Raw genomic sequence first — 18128 nt, 5'->3', positions numbered from 1 at the left:
TTTATTTTTGTAAACATGAAACAACTTTCTATTATTTTAATTTCTTCATTTGTAATTTTATCCTGTGGAAAAGAATCTGTTTCTGCGGAAGAAGCAAGGGAGGTTTTAGCAAATAATCTTGAAAATACTCTGGTGGCAGATGGATTTGATTTTCCGGCTGGAAAGCCTGACGGTGATGGTTACTATGATGCTCAGCATTTCGGAAAGAATAATCATTTAGGAGAAGACTGGAATGGCAAGGGTGGCGGAGATACCGATTTAGGGGATACTATTTATGTAATTGCTAATGGAAAAGTGAGTTTTGCAGAAGATTTAAAAGGCGGATGGGGAAATGTAATACGAGTTGTTCATACTTTAAAATCAGGAGAAAGAATTGAATCTCTTTATGCACATTGTGATGAGATATTTGTAAAAGAAGGAGATACCGTAAAAAAAGGACAGAAAATAGGAACCATCGGCAATGCCCATGGAAAGTATCTTTCTCATTTGCACTTTGAAATCAGAGAAAAAGTGGGGATGCCAATTGGAAAAGGATATTCAGAAGATGTAACTGGCTACATCAATCCTTCAAGATTTATACATAAAAACAGAAAATAAATGGGAAAAATCATTTTAGAAAATATAAGAATTTACTCCAATCATGGTTGTTTGGAAGAAGAAGCTTTGATAGGTTCGGATTATTTGGTTGATTTGGAAATTGATGCAGATTTGTCAAAATCCGCTCAGACAGACGAATTGAGCGACACTGTAGATTATGTTCATTTAAATAAAATTGTATCAGAAGAAGTTCTTATTCGTTCAAAATTATTGGAAACAGTGACGGAAAGAATTTTGCAAAGAATTCATAATGAACTTCCTCAAATCAGTTTCGCCAAAGTAAAATTTTCAAAAATGAATCCGCCGATCGGAGGAAATGTAGAAAAAGTTAGTATTGTTATGGAAAAGAAATTTTCTGTTTAGCAGAATTTTATATCTTTGCAATCCTTAAAGGTTCCGTGGCCGAGTGGCTAGGCTCAGGTCTGCAAAACCTGCTACAGCGGTTCGAATCCGCTCGGAACCTCTTTTTTACTTACAAATCTCATCAACTTCAGTCAATAATTTTTCAAAAAATTTATCATAGGAACTCTAGCCTTTTATAATCCTGACTGGACAAGCAAAAGGGTGAGTTGATGTTAATCATCATTATTTCAGAATTTTTAAATATAATACTGCTTTGCTTTCCATTTAGATTAATTTAATTTATTGATAAATAAAAATTGCACAGAAAACATTCATTTCCTGTGCAATAAATTATTCAAATACAGATATTTATTCCATGATATTTACAGATTTCGGATCCAATTTGTCTCCTTTGTTTTCTACCATAACTTCTACCTTTCCACCTTCTTTTAAATTGTCAAAAGTAGAAGACTGTCCGTTTTTGGTGATTTTAGTTTCCTCCGTTAGATACAATTCCAATGTTTTCCCATCGCCTGTTTCCACATAGATTTCTTTTTCTGCAGCATCAACCTGTTTAGCCGTTCCGGTATAAGTTCCAGATGCCACCAAATCTGTATTTTCCAATTCAGGTTTAGTTTCCATTCCGCTTGTAGCCAAAGTATCTTCAGTTTCATCAACCATAGGAACTATTGTATCCATATCGGAATCATTTACATTATTCGGGTTTTTGTTGTCGCAAGAAGTCAGAAAAGACATTGTCAGAACTGACATTACTGATAATAACATTAATTTTTTCATAACAAATAGTTTTAATTAAAGCGTTTATTTTGAACGCCATACACTATTAAATTATAAAAAAACCGTGCCAAATAGATCTTAATTGTTATAAATTACCCTGAAAGAGGCTGCTATAAATCTCTAAAAACCGCTATGACAACGCCGAGATAACGAAGTGTGTCATTTTCTCCAATAGGGATTTTAGAGAAAGATTGATTGTCGGGAATCAGTTGTTTTTTATTAATATCAATCCGTTTTACTGTAAAAGCCGCTTTATTTATAGAAACAATCGCAATTTTATTTTGGGTTAAATCTACATCAGAACGCACGATCAAAATATCCTTTTCCAACAATGTCGGGGACATGGAATTTCCTTTGACTCTCACCAAATATGTAGAATCAGGATGCGATAAATATCTTTCGTCCAAACTCAATTTCTGTTCGATGAAATCATCTGCAGGCGAAGGAAATCCGGCTTGGATTTCATCGCGGTAATAATTTACATAAATTTTGTTTCCTTCTGTTTTGAAAGGAATAAATTCGAGTTCGTCGTCTAAAGAAAATTTTTTTTTCATTTCTTATTACAATGTTTTTCCACAAGAGTTTTTGGATTTTCTATGTCATATTGAGCATTCCATTCATCTTGGTATTCATATCCTGATTTCAAGGCTTCTTCCCAAAATTTACAAGCCATTTCTTTATCTCCTTGTCGGAAATAGGTATTGGCTTTTCCATTAATTGCATATAAATATTTAGGGTCGATAGAAAGCGTCTTATTGTAATACTGCAAAGCTTTGTCGTATTTGCCAAGCCTTTGATAGGTATTCGCTAAATTATTAAATACATTCTTATCTTCTTTTATAGAAACAGATTGGAGCAAATAGGCTTCCGATTCCTCTGTCCTTTTCTGATGATAAAGATTAAAACCAATATTTCCTAAAATCATCGGTTCTAAAAATTTGTCCTTTTTACTATATTCAAATTTATAAGCATTTTGCAATGCTTTTTCATAATATTTATATTGAATCTCTAGATTTTCTGGAGTGTACTCATCTATCATATAGCCTAATTCATGTAGAATATATGGGTTTTCGGGGTTGATTTCTTCTGCTTTTTTGAGGAATTGTTGGGCCTTTTCTGTTTGTCCTATTTTGTAATAATTTTTACATAAATTCAAATAAACCATAGAATTAGAAAGCGTATCAGAGATGACTTCCAGATATTGTTCATAACTTAAAATCGCAACTTCATAATCATCGTAAACATTTGAAGCTACCAATGCCTTTAAATAAATTACATCCTCTTTTTTATTGCTCATATTAATTAAGGAATCAAGTTTTTCAAATCCTTTTTCTTTAGAAATGCCTTTGAAATAATTATAAACTTGTTGTTCCGTTTGAGAATATAGTACTCCCGAAAAAAGAACAAAAGCAAAGCACATTAATTTAAAATCTTTCATAAAACTTCTAATAACTGGTTCCAATTGGTTGTATATTTAGGCGAGAGGCGGTCTTGTTTCATCTTCCATGTTTTTTTCAAATCCTGTGAGCCCAATTTTACTTTTTTCTCGCCCATTTTTCGGTTTAATTTATCCATGGTTTTCATCAGCTTGAAATGTCTTGCATCTTCATTTACAAAAAGATTTAACTGAAAATCTTCCTGCGGCACCAAATCTAAAACGACAACACCCGCTTTTTTGTAGCGGTAACCTTCTTGAAAAATCGATTGGAGTGCAATGTTGGCGTATTGTGACAAAGTAATATCTGAGTTTGTCGGGTAAGGCAGAGAGACGACGATTCCGTTTCTATATTGATTTTGGTCCTTTTTGTGGGTATTGGTTTTGATGAAAACCATGATGGCGTTGCAATAGGATCTTTGTTTTCTCAATTTCTCTCCACATGATGAAGAAAAAGTAGAAATTCGTTCTTTCACATCTTGAAAATCTTTCACGCTTCGCTCAAAAGTACGCGTAGTCGCGATGCTTTTTTTCTGGGAAATTTCATCCAAAGTCAAAGTTGAGGTTCCTTGCAGCTCCTGTTTTAGACGCAGGGCAACGATTGAAAACTCTCGGCGCACAAAATCATCCGGTAATTGTGTAAATTCATATGCATTATTAATTCCTTTATAAATTAATTTTTTAGAAATCTGCCGTCCAATTCCCCAGACGTCTTCAATTTTAATCCATTTCAAAGCTTTGATTCTTTTTTCTTCAGAGTCAATTACATAGCAACCGGATGTTTTCTCAGGAAATTTACGGGCGATTTTATTCGCAACTTTACTCAATGCTTTTGTCGGCGCAAACCCTACGCTGATGGGCATTCCTGTATATTTTTTAACTTTTTCGCGCATTTCAATTCCTGAAGAATAAAAATCACAATCTTCAAACCCTTTAAAATGAAGAAATGCTTCATCTATGGAATATATCTCTAAATCAGGCGTAAAAGTATTGAGGATGTTCATCACGCGGTTACTCATGCTTCCATACAAGGGATAGTTGGAGGAAAAAACATGGATATTGTTTTTTTTGAATTCTTCCTCATATTTATAAGCGGGAGCTGCCATCGGAACAAAAGGTTTTGCTTCGTCACTTCGGGAAATTACACAGCCGTCATTATTGGACAAAATTGCCACAGGCTCTCCTTCCAGCAAAGGATTGAACACCCTTTCACAAGAAGCGTAAAAATTATTACAATCTACCAAAGCATACATTTCACAAAGTTAGCTACAAGCTTTGTTAAATTGCTGAATTTATTCAATATGAAATTAAATTTTTCAGGAATGAATCAGAACTAATTCTCCTCAGCAGCTTTCTCTGCTTCTTTCCTCAGGTTTTCCTTTCTGATACGTTCTTCTTCAGGTAGGCGGCTTTCCAATCGATTTCTGATTTCAACCAGCATCGGCTCATATATATCCGGATTGAGGACGTAGTATTCATAACTCTTTTCGAAGTCTTGGATTTTCACGCTGTGTTGTTTGAGCAAATGCGCATTTATTTTAGCATAATCCAAAGGTTTACTTCCTATTTCAGCCAAGTAAGAAGATTGCTGATGAAGGTAAATGTCAATCAGAATCTCAGTCATCTTTTCTTCGCTCACGAGATTTTTGGGTTTCTCTACAATATGGCTGCAGGAAAAGAGAAAAATTACAGAAAAAAGAAAAAAGAAATTTCTCATAAGGTTCCAAATATACTTCGAATTCGCAACATAAGAATTCCAAAAACGGCTTCTCCCATTATGTTGGCACTGATTTTAGATTCGCCCGCAACGCGGTTTGTAAAGATAATCGGAACTTCAATAATTTTAAAGCCTTTCTTCCAAGATTTGTATTTCATTTCAATTTGAAATCCATACCCTTTGAATTTTATACGATTTAAATCCAATTTTTCCAAAACAATTCGTTTGTAACCTACAAATCCTGCCGTGGCATCATTTACCGGAAGTCCCGTAACAAAACGTGCATATTTCGAAGCGATGAATGAAAGCAAAACTCTTGTCATGGGCCAATTGACCACATTTACACCATGTGAATAACGTGAACCTACGGAAACGTCATTTCCGTTTTCTAAAGCTTGTAATAATTTGGGAAGGTCTTCGGGGTTGTGTGACAAGTCTGCATCCATTTCAAAAATGTACTGATAGCTTCTGTCTAAAGCCCATTTGAAACCATGTGTATAAGCTTTCCCCAATCCATCTTTTTCAATTCGGGTTTCTAAAAATAATTTTGGAAATTCTTTTTGTAATTCTCTCACTATAAAACCCGTTCCGTCAGGGGAACTGTCATCCACAATCAAAATGTGAAAGTCAGCGGGGAGTGCAAAAACTTTGCGGATTATATTTTCTACGTTTTCCAACTCGTTGTAAGTTGGGATGATGACCAAACGCTCAGACATCGGGCTTCTAAATTAAGTGGCTAATATAATCATTCCTATACTGCACTTTTGTATTTTTGCAAAGATTATGATTGTTTTAACTACAACAATTTTTACGGAACGACCAATAGAAAACCTCAATTGGGTAATTGGTGTTTTGGTTTTGACTATGCTTGTATTGGTCATCAGCAAAGTACTTTTTACCAACCATTTTTATGCAATAGGCAATTTGGAACAATTTGTAGATGTGAATGACAATCAGCAGATTTTTTCGTTGATTAATCAATTTTTATTTGCAATTTTGTTGGGAAGTCTTTGTGTTCCTTATCTGACGCAGGATTATGACTATATATTTTATCTGCCCATCACCAAAGCATTGATGGTAGGTTTGGCTTTGATTTTATTTTTTTGGCTTAAATTTTTTTTTGCTTTATTGGGTGCCTATGCCTTCAAAGTTACACACAATAACACATTTAATTTCCGGGTTTCGAGCTATTACAGATTTTATTCTGTAGCGGTTTTATGGTTATCGGTTCTGATTTTTTATTTTTCAAATTTACCCAAATTACCAATTTTTATTGCCTGCATCAGCATTCTGATAATTGTAAGAGCCTGGCAGTTCGTTTACAGAACCAAAAATCAGCAGGAACAAATTAGCAAGAATTGGTATTATAATATTTTGTATCTTTGTGCACTTGAAATTTTACCCTTATTAGTATTGTATAAATTTCTAACCATTTGGTAATTAAATGACTAAAATGAAAGTAAAATCCATCCTTGTTTCCCAACCCCAGCCTACAACTGACTCTTCTCCTTACCATGAATTGAGCAAAAGAACTAAAATCAAAGTTGATTTTCGTTCTTTTATCAAAGTTGAAGGCGTTGATGCACGCGATGTAAGGTCTCAGAAAGTTGACTTTTCTAAATATACCGCTGTCATTTTTACCAGTAGAAATGTGATTGACCATTATTTTAGATTGGCAGAAGAAATGAGATTTCAGGTGCCTGATGACATGAAATATTTTTGTCAATCAGAGGCAATAGCCTTTTATCTTCAGAAATACATCGTTTACCGAAAAAGAAAAATATACATCGGAGAAAAAGATATCAATGATTTGGCTCCTTATTTGAAAAAGCATAAAGATGAGAAGTTCTTACTTCCTTCCTCTGATGTTTTAAATCCGGATGTTCCAGAATTTTTAAATGAGATGAATCTGAACTGGGAAAGAGGAATTCTTTGCCGTACAGTTTCAAGTGATTTGTCTGATTTGACAGAAGTTAAATATGACATTTTAGTTTTCTTTACACCGTCTGGAATTAAATCTTTATTTGAAAACTTCCCGACGTTCAAACAAGACAATACACGTATTGCCGTATTTGGAAAAACAACAGTACAAGCCGCTAAGGAATTAGGTTTAAGAATAGACATAGAGGTTCCAACTCCGGAAACGCCTTCTATGACCATGGCACTTGAAAAGTACGTGAAGGAAGTCAATAAAAAATAATTTTATCTGATTTAATTGGGGTTGTAGCTGAATATTTATAAATTTAGGCGATGAAAAACCTATGGGTTTTAAAACCTAAACCTGATTCATCTTTCGTTGACTTGCTCATGAAAGAAGTCACTTTGCCGTACCCCTTGGCTACGATTTTGGCGGAGAGAGGAGTCAATACGTTTGAAAAAGCCAAAAATTTCTTTCGTCCCAGCCTTGAAAATCTTTATGATCCTTATCTGATGAAAGATATGGACAAAGCCGTGGAAAGAACTCTCAAAGCAATTGATTCCCAAGAAAACATCATGGTTTATGGCGATTATGATGTAGATGGAACCACTGCTGTTGCGATGATGTACGACTTCCTGAAATCAGTTTACGACAATGTTTCGTATTACATTCCAGACAGATACAGTGAAGGCTACGGAATTTCAAATCAGGGAATTGATTATGCGGACGACAATAATTTTTCCTTAATTATTGCATTGGATTGTGGAATTAAAGCAATTGACAAAGTTGATTATGCCAATGGAAAAAATATAGATTTTATCATTTGCGACCACCATTTGGCCGGAGAGATTTTACCGGATGCAGTTGCGGTTTTAGATCCGAAAAGGATTGATTGTAATTATCCTTTTAAAGAATTAAGTGGCTGTGGAGTTGGATTTAAATTAATTCAGGCTTTAGCCGAAAAATTAAACATCGAAAAAGAAATTGTTTTTGAATACCTTGATTTGGCGGTTGTCAGCATTGCAGCAGACATCGTCCCCATCATCGATGAAAACAGGACTTTAGCTCATTTCGGATTGGAAAAATTGAGAACCTTACCACGAATCGGATTGGCAAGTTTGGTGGGAGAAGAGCAGAGAAAACGAGCTGATATTTCTTCCATCGTATTTTCAATTGCGCCTAAAATTAATGCTACAGGAAGATTGGAACATGCTTCACAATCTGTTGAATTGTTAATTTCTCAAAATCCTGAAAAAATCAAACAATTTGCTTCGGATATTTCTACTCTTAATGATGCCCGAAAAGAAAAAGATGGCAACGTTACACTAGAAGCCATTCAACAAATCAAAGATAATCAAGAAGAAGAAAATTTCTCCACGGTAGTTTACAATCCAAACTGGCACAAAGGAGTCTTGGGGATTGTAGCATCAAGATTGACAGACAGTTATTACCGTCCTACTTTAGTTTTGACCGATGGAAATGACGAAGAAATCACGGGTTCGGCACGCTCGGTCAAAGATTTTGATTTGTATGAAATCGTAGATGGATGTTCAGATTTATTGACTAAATATGGCGGACATAAATTTGCAGCGGGGCTTTCTCTCAAAAAAGAAAATTTTCCTTTGCTCAAAGCAAGATTTGAAGAATTGGTCAAAGAAAAAATCAAACCAAATCAACGCAAACCGAGCATAGAAATCGATGCTGAAATTCAATTTTCTGAAATTGATGACCGATTCCGAAGATTGTTGAAACAATTTGCACCTTTCGGACCGGAAAATATGACGCCTTTATTTCTGACCAAAAACCTCATCGGTGGAAAAATAAAAGAAATGGGAAAAGAGGGTGAGCATTTGAGAATTTCTCTTTATGATGAATCTTCAAAGTCAGAGCTATCTGCTGTTGCATTTGGCATGGGGAATCTGAAACATGACTTTGAATACCGGAAATTCGATGCGATTTATTCCATCGAAGAAAATCACTGGAAAGGAGTTAATTATTTACAGTTGAACATCAGGGATGTTCGGTTTAGGGATTAATTCCCCTCCACTACCAAAACCATTTCGCCTTTTAAGTTTCGGGTTTCAGAAATTTTATGTAATTCCGACAAAGTTCCGCGAAGCGTTTCTTCGAATTTTTTTGTGATTTCTCTCGATAAGCTTGCTTTTCTTTCGGAGCCGAATATTTCTGCCAAATCCTTTAAAGTCCGTGTGATTTTATGAGGAGATTCGTAGAAAACCAAAGTTCGTTTTTCTTCTTTTAATTCATTTAATTTCGATTGGCGGCCTTTTTTTACCGGAAGAAAACCTACAAAAATAAATTCATTTGAAATCAATCCCGAAACCGTCAAAGCCGGAACAAAAGCCGTCGCGCCCGGTAAGGCAATTACTTCAATTCCATTTTCCACACAAGCCCGAACCAACAAAAATCCCGGATCTGAAATTCCCGGCGAACCCGCATCTGTAATCAAAGAAAAGGTTTTTCCCTCATTCAATTGTTTGATGATTTCTTCGGTTACCTGATGTTCATTGTGCGCATGATAACTGCGCATTTGTGTTGAAATTTCGTAATGTTTCAGAAGAATTCCGCTGTTGCGTGTGTCTTCAGCAAGAATTATATCAGATTCATTCAAAGTTTCAATCGCTCTGAAAGTCATGTCTTTCAGATTTCCAATCGGTGTGGGCACTAAATAAAGTATTCCGGACATCTCGCAAAATTAGTTCGAAATATTTATAATTTGTTTAAATTTAAAAAATAGTCCTTGTCATTTCGAGGTACTAGAAATCTATTAAAAAAATAGAATTAGATTCTTCCTTCGTCAGAAATCGGAGATTCGGCGAAGCCAATGACACATTTAAAAATAATTTTCAATCATAATATTTTCTACATTAGCTACTTAATTCACAACACACATGAAAAAATTTTACTTCGGAATTCTTTTTTCCTTATTTATAATTAATTCCAATCTAAACGCACAAGAAGTTCTTCCCAAAGGTTTAACCGCTGAAGAACAAGGTCTGATCACGAGTTTCCAATTCAAAGGAACGCAAATAACACCCGCTCCTGAATTGCCTGTCAGAACGGCGGCGCAATGGGAAGAGGTGGAATATGTAGTGATTCGCTGGACAAATGAATTTCAAAATATCCAAAGACAGATTGTCGCTGCTGCCATTCAGGAATGTAAGGTTTTGATTGCTACACAAAATCAAACTTCAGTTCAAAATTATTTGACTTCTAATGGAATCGATTTGACGAATGTTGAATTTTTGAATGCACCAAGCAATAGTATTTGGATTCGGGATTATGCCGGAAACACGGTTTACACGAATGATGTGGGCGAGCGCGCTTTAGTCGATTGGATTTACAACCGTCCTCGTCCACAGGATAATTTATTGCCTTCTTATCATGCAGATTATTTGGACATACCGCTTTATGTGACTGATAATTCGCCAAATGATTTGGTCAATACAGGTGGAAATTTCATGTCGGATGGAATGGGAAATGCATTTGCTTCGAAATTAATTCTGGATGAAAATGCTGCTGGAAATCCTTATGGCGTAAGCGTTAAATCGGAAGAACAAATTGATTTAATTCTAAAAAATTATATGGGAATTGATTCATATAGAAAAATGGAAACGCTGCCTTATGATGGAATTCACCATATCGATATGCACATGAAATTGCTCGATGAAGAAACGATTTTGGTGAGTCAATATCCTGAAGGCGTAGCAGATGGCCCTCAAATCGAAGAAAATATCGAATACATCACCAATACTTTTCAAACACCTTTCGGAAATGATTATGAAATTCATTGGATTCCCGCACCGCCAAGTCCGAATGGAAGCCATCCTGATAACGGCGCACCATACAGAACTTACACAAATGCGGTTATCATAAACAAAACGATTCTCGTGCCTACTTATCGACCGGAAGTAGATGCGGAAGCATTGCAGATTTGGGAAGATTTGATGCCTGGATATAAAATTGTGGGAATCGATGTGGACAATACCGAAAATTTGATTGCATTGAGCGGCGCGATTCATTGCATCACGCATACGATTGGTGTTGCTAATCCGTTGTGGATTACACATGAAAAATTAAGAAATGTGACTACCACTTCCAATATTCCTGTGGAAGCACAAATCAAACACATTTCAGGTGTGGAAGAAGCGAAGGTTTTTTGGAAAGAATCAGATGAAACTGTATTTCAGGAAGCAACGATGACCAATACTTCAGGAGATATATGGACGACAAATCTTACTATTCCGACTGATGCGGAAGAAATCAATTATTACATCTGGGCTGAAGCGAATTCAGGGAAATCAATTTCAAGACCGTTGCCTGCGCCGGAAGGCTTTTGGACGTTCAATGTGACACAAATGTCAACGGAAGAATTTGCGGCAAATAACATCCAGGGTCCTTATCCAAATCCTGCAAAAGACAAAGTTCATTTCAATTTGAAAAACATTTCGGGACAAGTAAATGTTTCGATTTACAATGTTTTGGGGGAGAATTTATTTAATCAAAAGATAGACAATGGAAATGGTCAGATTACTTTGAATTTGAATTCGTCTTGGAGCGGAATTTATCTGGTAATTTTTGAAGGAGAATTTGGGAAAGTGACGAAGAAGTTGGTGGTGAAGTAGGTTATTTTATAATAATTGTAAAACAGTAAAATGGAATGTCTTTTAATTGGAGGAGCACAATCAGTAGGAAAAAGTGAGACGATTTATCTTCTTACAAATAATCTTATTAATCTAGGATACCAAGTTGTTGCAGGATCTTATCCAGCAACTTTTTCAGATTTTCGAATTGTTTTGGAAGGATTAAATCGTTATGGCAGAAATGTTCGAATAATTATTAATTCACCTACCGATACTGTAGATATTATTAATGATTTTAAGAATTTCTTTGATAGCAACGGGAATTATGACATTTTTATTTCATCAGTAAGAGATGGAGGTTTTTGGCCACGCAGAGAATTTTTTAAAATAATGAACATTGCTGTCCCAAAAGATTTTATTTTAGAAATTCCACTTGGAAAAATTACTCGCCGAGGGTCTAATCGACCTACTGCTATTAATTGGCATCAGCGTCAAAGTTTAAATCTCGTAAATTATATACTAACCAACAATCCGTTTAATTTATAAATAATTTAATCTTCTTATTTAATCTTCTCCGACATCTCCAGCATTCGATTAATCGATTTCAAAGCTTTCACGCGTAATTCTTCGTCGATATGGATTTCGGGTAATTCATATTTCATACAGAGATAAAGTTTTTCCATCGTGTTGCGTTTCATGTAAAAACATTCGCTGCAGTTACAGCTTTCGTCCTGTGTCAGCGCCGGAATGAGTTTTTTATTGGGCGCTAATTTCTGCATTTCGTGGATGATTCCTTCTTCGGTTGCGATGATGAATTCTTGCGATTCGTCTTCCACCACAAAATCCAACAAACGTGAAGTAGAACCGATGAAATGCGCCATTCGCAAAACAGGCTCTTCCGATTCCGGATGCGCAATCAGTTTCGCATTTGGATTTTCAGCCATTTGCTGTGCTATTCTTTCGAGCGAAAATGCTTCGTGCACCATACAAGCACCGTCCCACAAAATCATCTGGCGTCCGGTTACCTGATTCAAATATCTTCCTAAATTTTTATCGGGCGCAAAAATTATTTTTTGCTCAGGCGGCAAAGCATTGATGATGTGTTCCGCATTGGAAGAAGTCACGATGATGTCACTTTCCGCCTTTACACCGGCGTCACAATTTATATAACTCACGACAATCGAACCCGGATATTGTGCACGAAATGCGCGTAAACCTTCTCCCGTACAGGAATCCGCCAAAGAACATCCGGCCAAAACATCCGGCAAAACCACTTTTTTGGTGGGATTGAGGATTTTTGCAGCTTCTGCCATAAAATGAACTCCACAAAAAACAATCATATCTGCATTGGTTTTCGCCGCCGCACGTGCCAACTGTAAACTGTCTCCCAAAAAATCGGAAATATCCTGAATGTCTCCGGTCTGATAATAATGCGCCAAAATGACGGCATTTTTTTCTTTGCGAAGTCGATTGATTTCCACAATTAAATCCATTCCTTTCGGAATTTCCATGTCCATGTATCCTTTAATGGGAAGCGTTGCCGCTGCTTTTTCTAATGTTTGCATTTTTAATTCTTATGGGTAATTGGTTGTTGGTTCTGATTTCTGCAATTTTTATTCCGAATGTTTTGGATTAATTCTAAATGAAATCCCAATCATTATTGAATTCCCAATTTCTTCTTCAAATCATTTGACAAGGCATCTTTATGAACTAAAAAACAAATAGATTTCATACGCATGTAAGCTGCAGACATATAAATGTCTCCGCCATTTGCAAGATTGGTTCCCCAAGAGTTTTTTACGTCGAAATATTGGTTTCCGATTTGGTCTTTCAAAATTCCGGTGATTTGCATCAAATGGTCGTCAACGGTTGTATAGTTTTCAAAATTCTTTTGGCGGTCTTCTGCAGTTGCCCATTTTTCCGGTAATAAAACTTTGAAGTAATCTTCTTTTTGTCCTTCCAAAGGAAGAATGGCCATTCCATTTTTTGCGCTGAAAGTCGGTTCGCTCACGTCTGTACTGAATGAAATGGTAAATCCTTTATGCAATGCGTCAGCCATCAACTGCATGTATTCGTCCAAAGGTAAATTGTAAAATGAGCCGTTGGAGAAATTATCAGGAATACTCAAAACAAAAGGTTTGTAATAGGGAACATTTGTAAAAGATGAAAATGAAACGTAATCGTCAGGATTGATTTTTAGGTGAGCTGCAAACTGCTGAGGCGTGTATTGTTTCCCTTCATAAGTAAATGATTGGGGTTCTTTTCCCATATATTTTTCGAGAGTGGTGTCGAATTCCTGCATCCAGTTTTCTTTGAGGAAAGCATTGGGATATTTGACAATGTTTTCTACATATCCGGTCAATTGGTTGACCATGACGGAATGGTCATAACTGCTGATGTCACCCACAAATCCAGTATAATTTTCAAAAGGAACTATTCCGTCTGTTCGTACTGCGTTGATCACATCATGTGCCAATCCTCCTTCGGAAAATTGCGCTTTTCCCTGACGGTAAACGTAGTTATATGCTTTTTTTGGATAGGTATTCTTAACGATGTACATTTCTGAAAGATCAATGGACTTTCCGTTGATACGTTTTACTTCTGATTCGAGGAAGGAAACGGTGGAGAAACTCCAGCAGGTTCCGGTTTGTCCCTGGTCGGTGACTTGCGTGTGGTCGTTGTTGACTAATGGTGTAAATTGGTACTCGCCTATTTTTTGTGCGAAAGAAAATGCAGATAATAAGACACCTGCTATGATGGTTAATTTTCTCATGTTGAAATTAAATTTAAAAATTAAGTAAAATTACATTAATTCCAAAAAGAAAAACGAATTTACTCTATGAAAACGAAATTCTGCGCGAGGGATAGTAGTGAAAACCCCACAGCGAGGAACGAGCGAGGAGTTGTAGCGGATAGCCCGACCGCGGGCATGCCTCACCAAAGGCAGGAACGGGGCGCGCCCATTCAATAATTAAGCTGATGAATTGGATATTGGCTGAAACCATAAGTTGGACGTGGATTTGTGTGTGGATTGCGCATTGTATATATTTGCTGACTGGTTAAAATCAGTAAAAAAATCAATGAAAGTATTCAAATTTGGGGGGGCGTCCGTGAAAGACGCAAACAGCGTAAAAAATCTTGCAGAAGTTTTAAAAACAGCAGGTTACAAAAACACATTTTTGGTGATTTCCGCCATGGGAAAAACCACTAACGCTTTGGAAGAGGTCGTAAAGTTATATTTTGAAAAGGCTGACTTTACTTCTAAAGTAATTTCAATTCAACAACAACACATCGCAATTGCGGAAGAATTGTTTGAGAATTCTGAAGAAATAAAGAAGGAGATCTATATTTTTTTCGAAGATTTGAATGCTTTTTTGAGACGAAATAAATCACCGAATTATGATTTTGTTTATGATCAGGTGGTTTGTTGCGGCGAATTAATTTCTACAAAAATTGTAAGCGCCTATTTAAATTCAATCGAGGTAAAAAACACTTGGTTGGATGTGCGCGATTTTATCAAAACCGATGATACGTACCGTGAAGGAAAAGTCAACTGGGAATTGACCGAAGAGAATTTTTCCAGATTGCAAAAGAATGAATTTTATGTAACGCAAGGATTTTTGGGTTCGGATGCGAATTTCTTTACGACAACTTTGGGAAGAGAAGGTTCGGATTACACGGCGGCAATCATCGCTTATTGTTTAAATGCAGAAGGAATGACCATCTGGAAAGATGTGCCTGGTGTTTTGAATGCAGATCCGCGTTATTTCAAAGACACACAATTGCTGAATAAAATCTCTTACGAAGAAGCAATCGAATTGGCTTATTACGGCGCGTCCGTAATCCATCCGAAAACGATGCAGCCACTTCGTTCAAAAGAGATTCCGTTTTATGTAAAATCATTCATCAATCCAAAGGAAAACGGAACCCAAATCGGGAAAGGGCAATTACTAGAACCTTTCATTCCATGTTTTATAATCAAGAAAGAACAGCATTTGATTACGCTGACAACGCTTGATTTTTCATTTATAACTGAAGATAAAATCAGTGCGATCTTTAATCTTTTGCATGATTTGAAAATCAAGGTAAATATGATGCAGAATTCTGCCATTACTCTTTCTCTTTGTGTGGAAGATAAATACACTCAGCTGGATTTGTTTCTGGAGGAAATTAAAAATTTGTATAAGGTTGATTTGGAAAAAAATGTATCTTTATACACATTGCGACATTTTGATGAGAAATCTGAAGCAACCATTCATTCCGGCCAGGAATTGCTCAGACAAATCATCAAAAATACGCTGCAAATTATAGTGAAAGAATAATGGCGTTAGTAAGCACCAAAGATATATACAACGTTTCGGGACTCAAGAAATTGGGGATTTTAGGTTTGCCAATTGCATGGGGTTTTAAAAACATAAGCGGATTGGAAAAGCTAAATGATCTCTACAAAAGAGGTCTGGGGAAAGAAGCGCCCGAATTTCTTCAATATCTTTTGGATGATTTGGAAATAAATTACGAATTGCACGAGGAAGACGTAAAACGCATCCCGAAAGAAGGTCCGTTTGTCATCGTTTCCAATCATCCGCTCGGTGCGCTGGACGGGATTTTGATGATGCACATCATCAGCAAAGTTCGCCCCGATTTCAAAGTGATGGGCAATTTTCTGCTACACAGAATAAAACCATTGGAACCGATGGTCATTCCCGTAAATCCCTTTGAATCAAGAAAAGAAGCTTACAATAGCAGCAGTGGAATGAGAGCTGCATTGAAACATATCAAAGCAGGTGGCTGCTTAGGAATATTTCCTGCGGGAGAAGTTTCTGCGAAAGATGAAGAAGGAAATATCGTTGACCGCGAATGGCAGGAATCGGCAATGAAACTCATAAAAAAGCTGGAAGTTCCCGTGATTCCGATGTATTTTCGAGCGAGAAACAGTCCGTTTTTTTACAGAATGGCAAAGCTTCATCCCAATTTACAAACGGCTTTGCTGCCATCTGAAATGGCGAGGCCACGCGTAAAACCGATTCAGATAAGGATTGGGAAACCCATTTTAGCGAAGCATCAGCAGGATTTTGAAGACATAATTTCTTTTACAGAATTCATGCGCAAAAAAACTTATTCGCTTTCTACTTATTACACCCAAAAAAAATCGTCTTTGATGGATACGCTGAAAATTCCTTCAACAATTGCCATCAATACAACCAATAAAAAACCCAAACCGATCGTTCCGGAAACATCTCCGTTATTGATTTTGGAAGAAATAAATGCGCTTCGCAAAGTCGAAGATGCATTGCTTTTTACCAATAATAATTACGAATGTTATTTCAGCAAAGCGCAGGAAATTCCAAATATTTTGCGTGAGATAGGGCGTTTACGCGAATTGACTTTTCGGGAAATCGGCGAAGGAACCAATCAGGAAATCGACCTCGACCGCTATGATGTTCATTACCACCATTTATTTTTATGGGACAATGAAGCCGGACGACTTGTGGGTGCATACCGCATGGCACTTGGAAAAGAGGTTTACGAACAGTTTGGAATTGATGGATTTTACATCAATGAATTGTTTCATTTCGAACCGGAAATTCATCCGTTTTTCAAAAAATGCATCGAGATGGGACGCGCATTTGTAGTTTCAGATTACCAGCAAAAACCCATGCCTTTGTTCCTTTTGTGGCGAGGAATCGTTCATTTGACTCTTAGAAATCCGGAACAGAAATATATCATTGGGAGTGTCAGCATCAGCAATCAATTTTCTGAATTTTCAAAATCTTTGATGATTGAATTTATGAAGTCGCATTACTACGACCCTTATGTGGCTCAGTATGTACGTGCTAAAAATGAATTCAAATTGAAATTAAAAGACGAAGACAAAGAATTTTTCTTTGATGAAGCGGAAGCGGATTTGAACAAATTTGACAAATTGATTGATGAACTGGAACCTAACGTTTTGCGTCTTCCGGTTTTAATTAAAAAATACATCAAACAAAATGCACGTTTGATAGGATTTAATGTAGATCCGAAATTCAACGATGCGATTGATGGATTGATGTATATCAGAATCAGCGATTTACCCGAAAACACCGTGAAACCTGTTTTGGAAGAATTGCAGGCTGAGCTCAATAAAAAACTTGGACATTGATTTCATTTCACAAACCATTAAGAAGTTAAGTTCATTAAGATTTTAACCTAAATTTTGCTTTTCAAATTCTTTTGAGGAATCATTTTTGAATTAACTTTAATCCGAACAAATTAAAATTTTCAAATATGAAACGTAAAGCTACAGCCGTTTGGAACGGAACCGTAAAAGATGGAAGCGGAAATCTAACCACAGCAAGCACCACATTAAACAAGACACAATATTCATTCAACAGTCGTTTTGCGGAAGGCGTTGGGACTAATCCTGAAGAATTATTAGCCGCTGCACATGCAGGTTGTTTCACGATGAAATTGAGTGCAGATTTGACTGAAGCCGGCTTCAATCCTGATGAATTGGTGACGGATGCGACTGTAACTTTAGGCGATGGGAAAATCACAAAATCAGAATTAGTCTTGAGAGCCAGCGTCCCGGGAATTTCTGAATTTCAATTTCAGGAAATTGCCCAAAGCGCAAAAGAAAATTGTCCTGTTAGCAAAGCATTTAGCTTTGAAATTACATTGGAAGCGCAGTTACAGTAAGAAATGAGATTTAACTTTGACAAAGTTCAGGACTTTGTCAAA

The 18128-nt window shown here is 36.4% G+C and carries 19 protein-coding genes and 1 tRNA gene; 11 read left to right on the top strand and 9 right to left on the bottom strand.

What is annotated here, in order from left to right:
- The first annotated feature begins 15 nt into the window (after positions 1–15).
- The 3 genes from B8977_RS12910 to B8977_RS12900 all read left to right on the top strand — a co-directional run bounded on the left by B8977_RS12910 (position 16) and on the right by B8977_RS12900 (position 1060).
- Complete coding sequence (locus tag B8977_RS12910) at positions 16–597, top strand: murein hydrolase activator EnvC family protein (RefSeq protein WP_084018172.1); 582 nt, start codon at positions 16–18, stop codon at positions 595–597.
- Positions 598–960, top strand: a complete 363-nt coding sequence (folB, locus tag B8977_RS12905) for a dihydroneopterin aldolase (protein ID WP_084018170.1) — start codon at positions 598–600, stop codon at positions 958–960.
- Positions 961–989: 29 nt separating this feature from the next.
- Positions 990–1060, top strand: a tRNA-Cys gene (locus B8977_RS12900).
- A 248-nt stretch (positions 1061–1308) separates the two neighbouring features.
- On the opposite strand, the gene B8977_RS12895 is transcribed toward B8977_RS12900, so the two are convergent.
- The 6 genes from B8977_RS12895 to B8977_RS12870 all read right to left on the bottom strand — a co-directional run bounded on the left by B8977_RS12895 (position 1309) and on the right by B8977_RS12870 (position 5605).
- Positions 1309–1737, bottom strand: coding sequence for a hypothetical protein (locus tag B8977_RS12895; RefSeq protein ID WP_245828557.1), 429 nt, complete (start codon positions 1735–1737; stop codon positions 1309–1311).
- Between the two features lie 110 nt (positions 1738–1847).
- Positions 1848–2291: a LexA family protein gene (locus B8977_RS12890; protein WP_084018168.1), complete on the bottom strand. Its 444-nt coding sequence runs from the start codon at positions 2289–2291 to the stop codon at positions 1848–1850.
- Positions 2288–3175 carry a tetratricopeptide repeat protein gene (locus tag B8977_RS12885; protein WP_084018166.1) on the bottom strand — a complete coding sequence of 296 codons (888 nt, stop codon included), beginning with the start codon at positions 3173–3175 and terminating at the stop codon, positions 2288–2290. Before B8977_RS12885 ends, B8977_RS12890 begins: the two co-directional genes overlap by 4 nt.
- The gene (locus B8977_RS12880) at positions 3172–4425 is read right to left on the bottom strand and encodes a Y-family DNA polymerase (protein WP_084018164.1); all 1254 of its coding nucleotides are present in this window, start codon (positions 4423–4425) and stop codon (positions 3172–3174) included. Before B8977_RS12880 ends, B8977_RS12885 begins: the two co-directional genes overlap by 4 nt.
- 80 nt (positions 4426–4505) lie before the next feature.
- Positions 4506–4889, bottom strand: a complete 384-nt coding sequence (locus B8977_RS12875) for a DUF4296 domain-containing protein (RefSeq protein WP_084018162.1) — start codon at positions 4887–4889, stop codon at positions 4506–4508.
- A complete protein-coding gene (locus B8977_RS12870; RefSeq protein ID WP_084018160.1) occupies positions 4886–5605 on the bottom strand; it encodes a polyprenol monophosphomannose synthase in 720 nt (239 codons plus the stop codon). Before B8977_RS12870 ends, B8977_RS12875 begins: the two co-directional genes overlap by 4 nt.
- 67 nt (positions 5606–5672) lie before the next feature.
- On the opposite strand from B8977_RS12870, the gene B8977_RS12865 reads away from it, so the two are divergent.
- Genes B8977_RS12865 through recJ form a run of 3 tightly spaced genes read left to right on the top strand, consistent with a single transcriptional unit; the run spans position 5673 to position 8843 of the window.
- Positions 5673–6329 (top strand): DUF4271 domain-containing protein, encoded by a 657-nt coding sequence (locus B8977_RS12865; RefSeq protein WP_084018158.1) that lies wholly within the window; start codon positions 5673–5675, stop codon positions 6327–6329.
- A 13-nt stretch (positions 6330–6342) separates the two neighbouring features.
- Positions 6343–7089: a uroporphyrinogen-III synthase gene (locus tag B8977_RS12860; RefSeq protein ID WP_084018156.1), complete on the top strand. Its 747-nt coding sequence runs from the start codon at positions 6343–6345 to the stop codon at positions 7087–7089.
- A gap of 50 nt (positions 7090–7139) precedes the next feature.
- A complete protein-coding gene (recJ, locus tag B8977_RS12855; RefSeq protein ID WP_084018154.1) occupies positions 7140–8843 on the top strand; it encodes a single-stranded-DNA-specific exonuclease RecJ in 1704 nt (567 codons plus the stop codon).
- Here the strand turns inward: recJ and rsmI are convergent.
- The gene (rsmI, locus tag B8977_RS12850; protein ID WP_084018152.1) at positions 8840–9511 is read right to left on the bottom strand and encodes a 16S rRNA (cytidine(1402)-2'-O)-methyltransferase; all 672 of its coding nucleotides are present in this window, start codon (positions 9509–9511) and stop codon (positions 8840–8842) included. The two genes, recJ and rsmI, sit on opposite strands and share 4 nt — an antisense overlap.
- Positions 9512–9716: 205 nt before the next feature.
- On the opposite strand from rsmI, the gene B8977_RS12845 reads away from it, so the two are divergent.
- Entirely contained in the window at positions 9717–11450 is a 1734-nt protein-coding gene (locus tag B8977_RS12845; RefSeq protein ID WP_084018150.1) for an agmatine deiminase family protein, read from the top strand.
- Positions 11451–11480: 30 nt separating this feature from the next.
- Positions 11481–11954, top strand: coding sequence for a hypothetical protein (locus tag B8977_RS12840; protein ID WP_084018148.1), 474 nt, complete (start codon positions 11481–11483; stop codon positions 11952–11954).
- A 14-nt stretch (positions 11955–11968) separates the two neighbouring features.
- On the opposite strand, the gene nadA is transcribed toward B8977_RS12840, so the two are convergent.
- On the bottom strand, positions 11969–12973 hold the full coding sequence (gene nadA, locus B8977_RS12835) for a quinolinate synthase NadA (RefSeq protein ID WP_084018146.1): 1005 nt from the start codon (positions 12971–12973) through the stop codon (positions 11969–11971).
- Between the two features lie 92 nt (positions 12974–13065).
- Positions 13066–14181: a C1 family peptidase gene (locus B8977_RS12830; protein WP_084018144.1), complete on the bottom strand. Its 1116-nt coding sequence runs from the start codon at positions 14179–14181 to the stop codon at positions 13066–13068.
- Between the two features lie 307 nt (positions 14182–14488).
- Here B8977_RS12830 and B8977_RS12825 point away from each other — a divergent pair, with 307 nt between their 5' ends.
- From B8977_RS12825 to B8977_RS12815, 3 genes are all read left to right on the top strand, one after another.
- The gene (locus B8977_RS12825; protein WP_084018142.1) at positions 14489–15730 is read left to right on the top strand and encodes an aspartate kinase; all 1242 of its coding nucleotides are present in this window, start codon (positions 14489–14491) and stop codon (positions 15728–15730) included.
- Positions 15730–17550, top strand: coding sequence for a lysophospholipid acyltransferase family protein (locus B8977_RS12820; RefSeq protein WP_084018140.1), 1821 nt, complete (start codon positions 15730–15732; stop codon positions 17548–17550). The genes B8977_RS12825 and B8977_RS12820 overlap by 1 nt, the downstream gene beginning before the upstream one ends.
- A 125-nt stretch (positions 17551–17675) precedes the next feature.
- Positions 17676–18086 (top strand): OsmC family protein, encoded by a 411-nt coding sequence (locus B8977_RS12815; RefSeq protein WP_084018138.1) that lies wholly within the window; start codon positions 17676–17678, stop codon positions 18084–18086.
- The last annotated feature ends 42 nt before the right edge of the window (positions 18087–18128 follow it).

The organism is Moheibacter sediminis, assembly GCF_900176425.1.
GTDB lineage: Bacteria > Bacteroidota > Bacteroidia > Flavobacteriales > Weeksellaceae > Moheibacter > Moheibacter sediminis.
The sequence above is the reverse complement of the archived record's forward strand: the minus strand, read 5'-3'. Positions and strand labels throughout refer to the sequence as shown.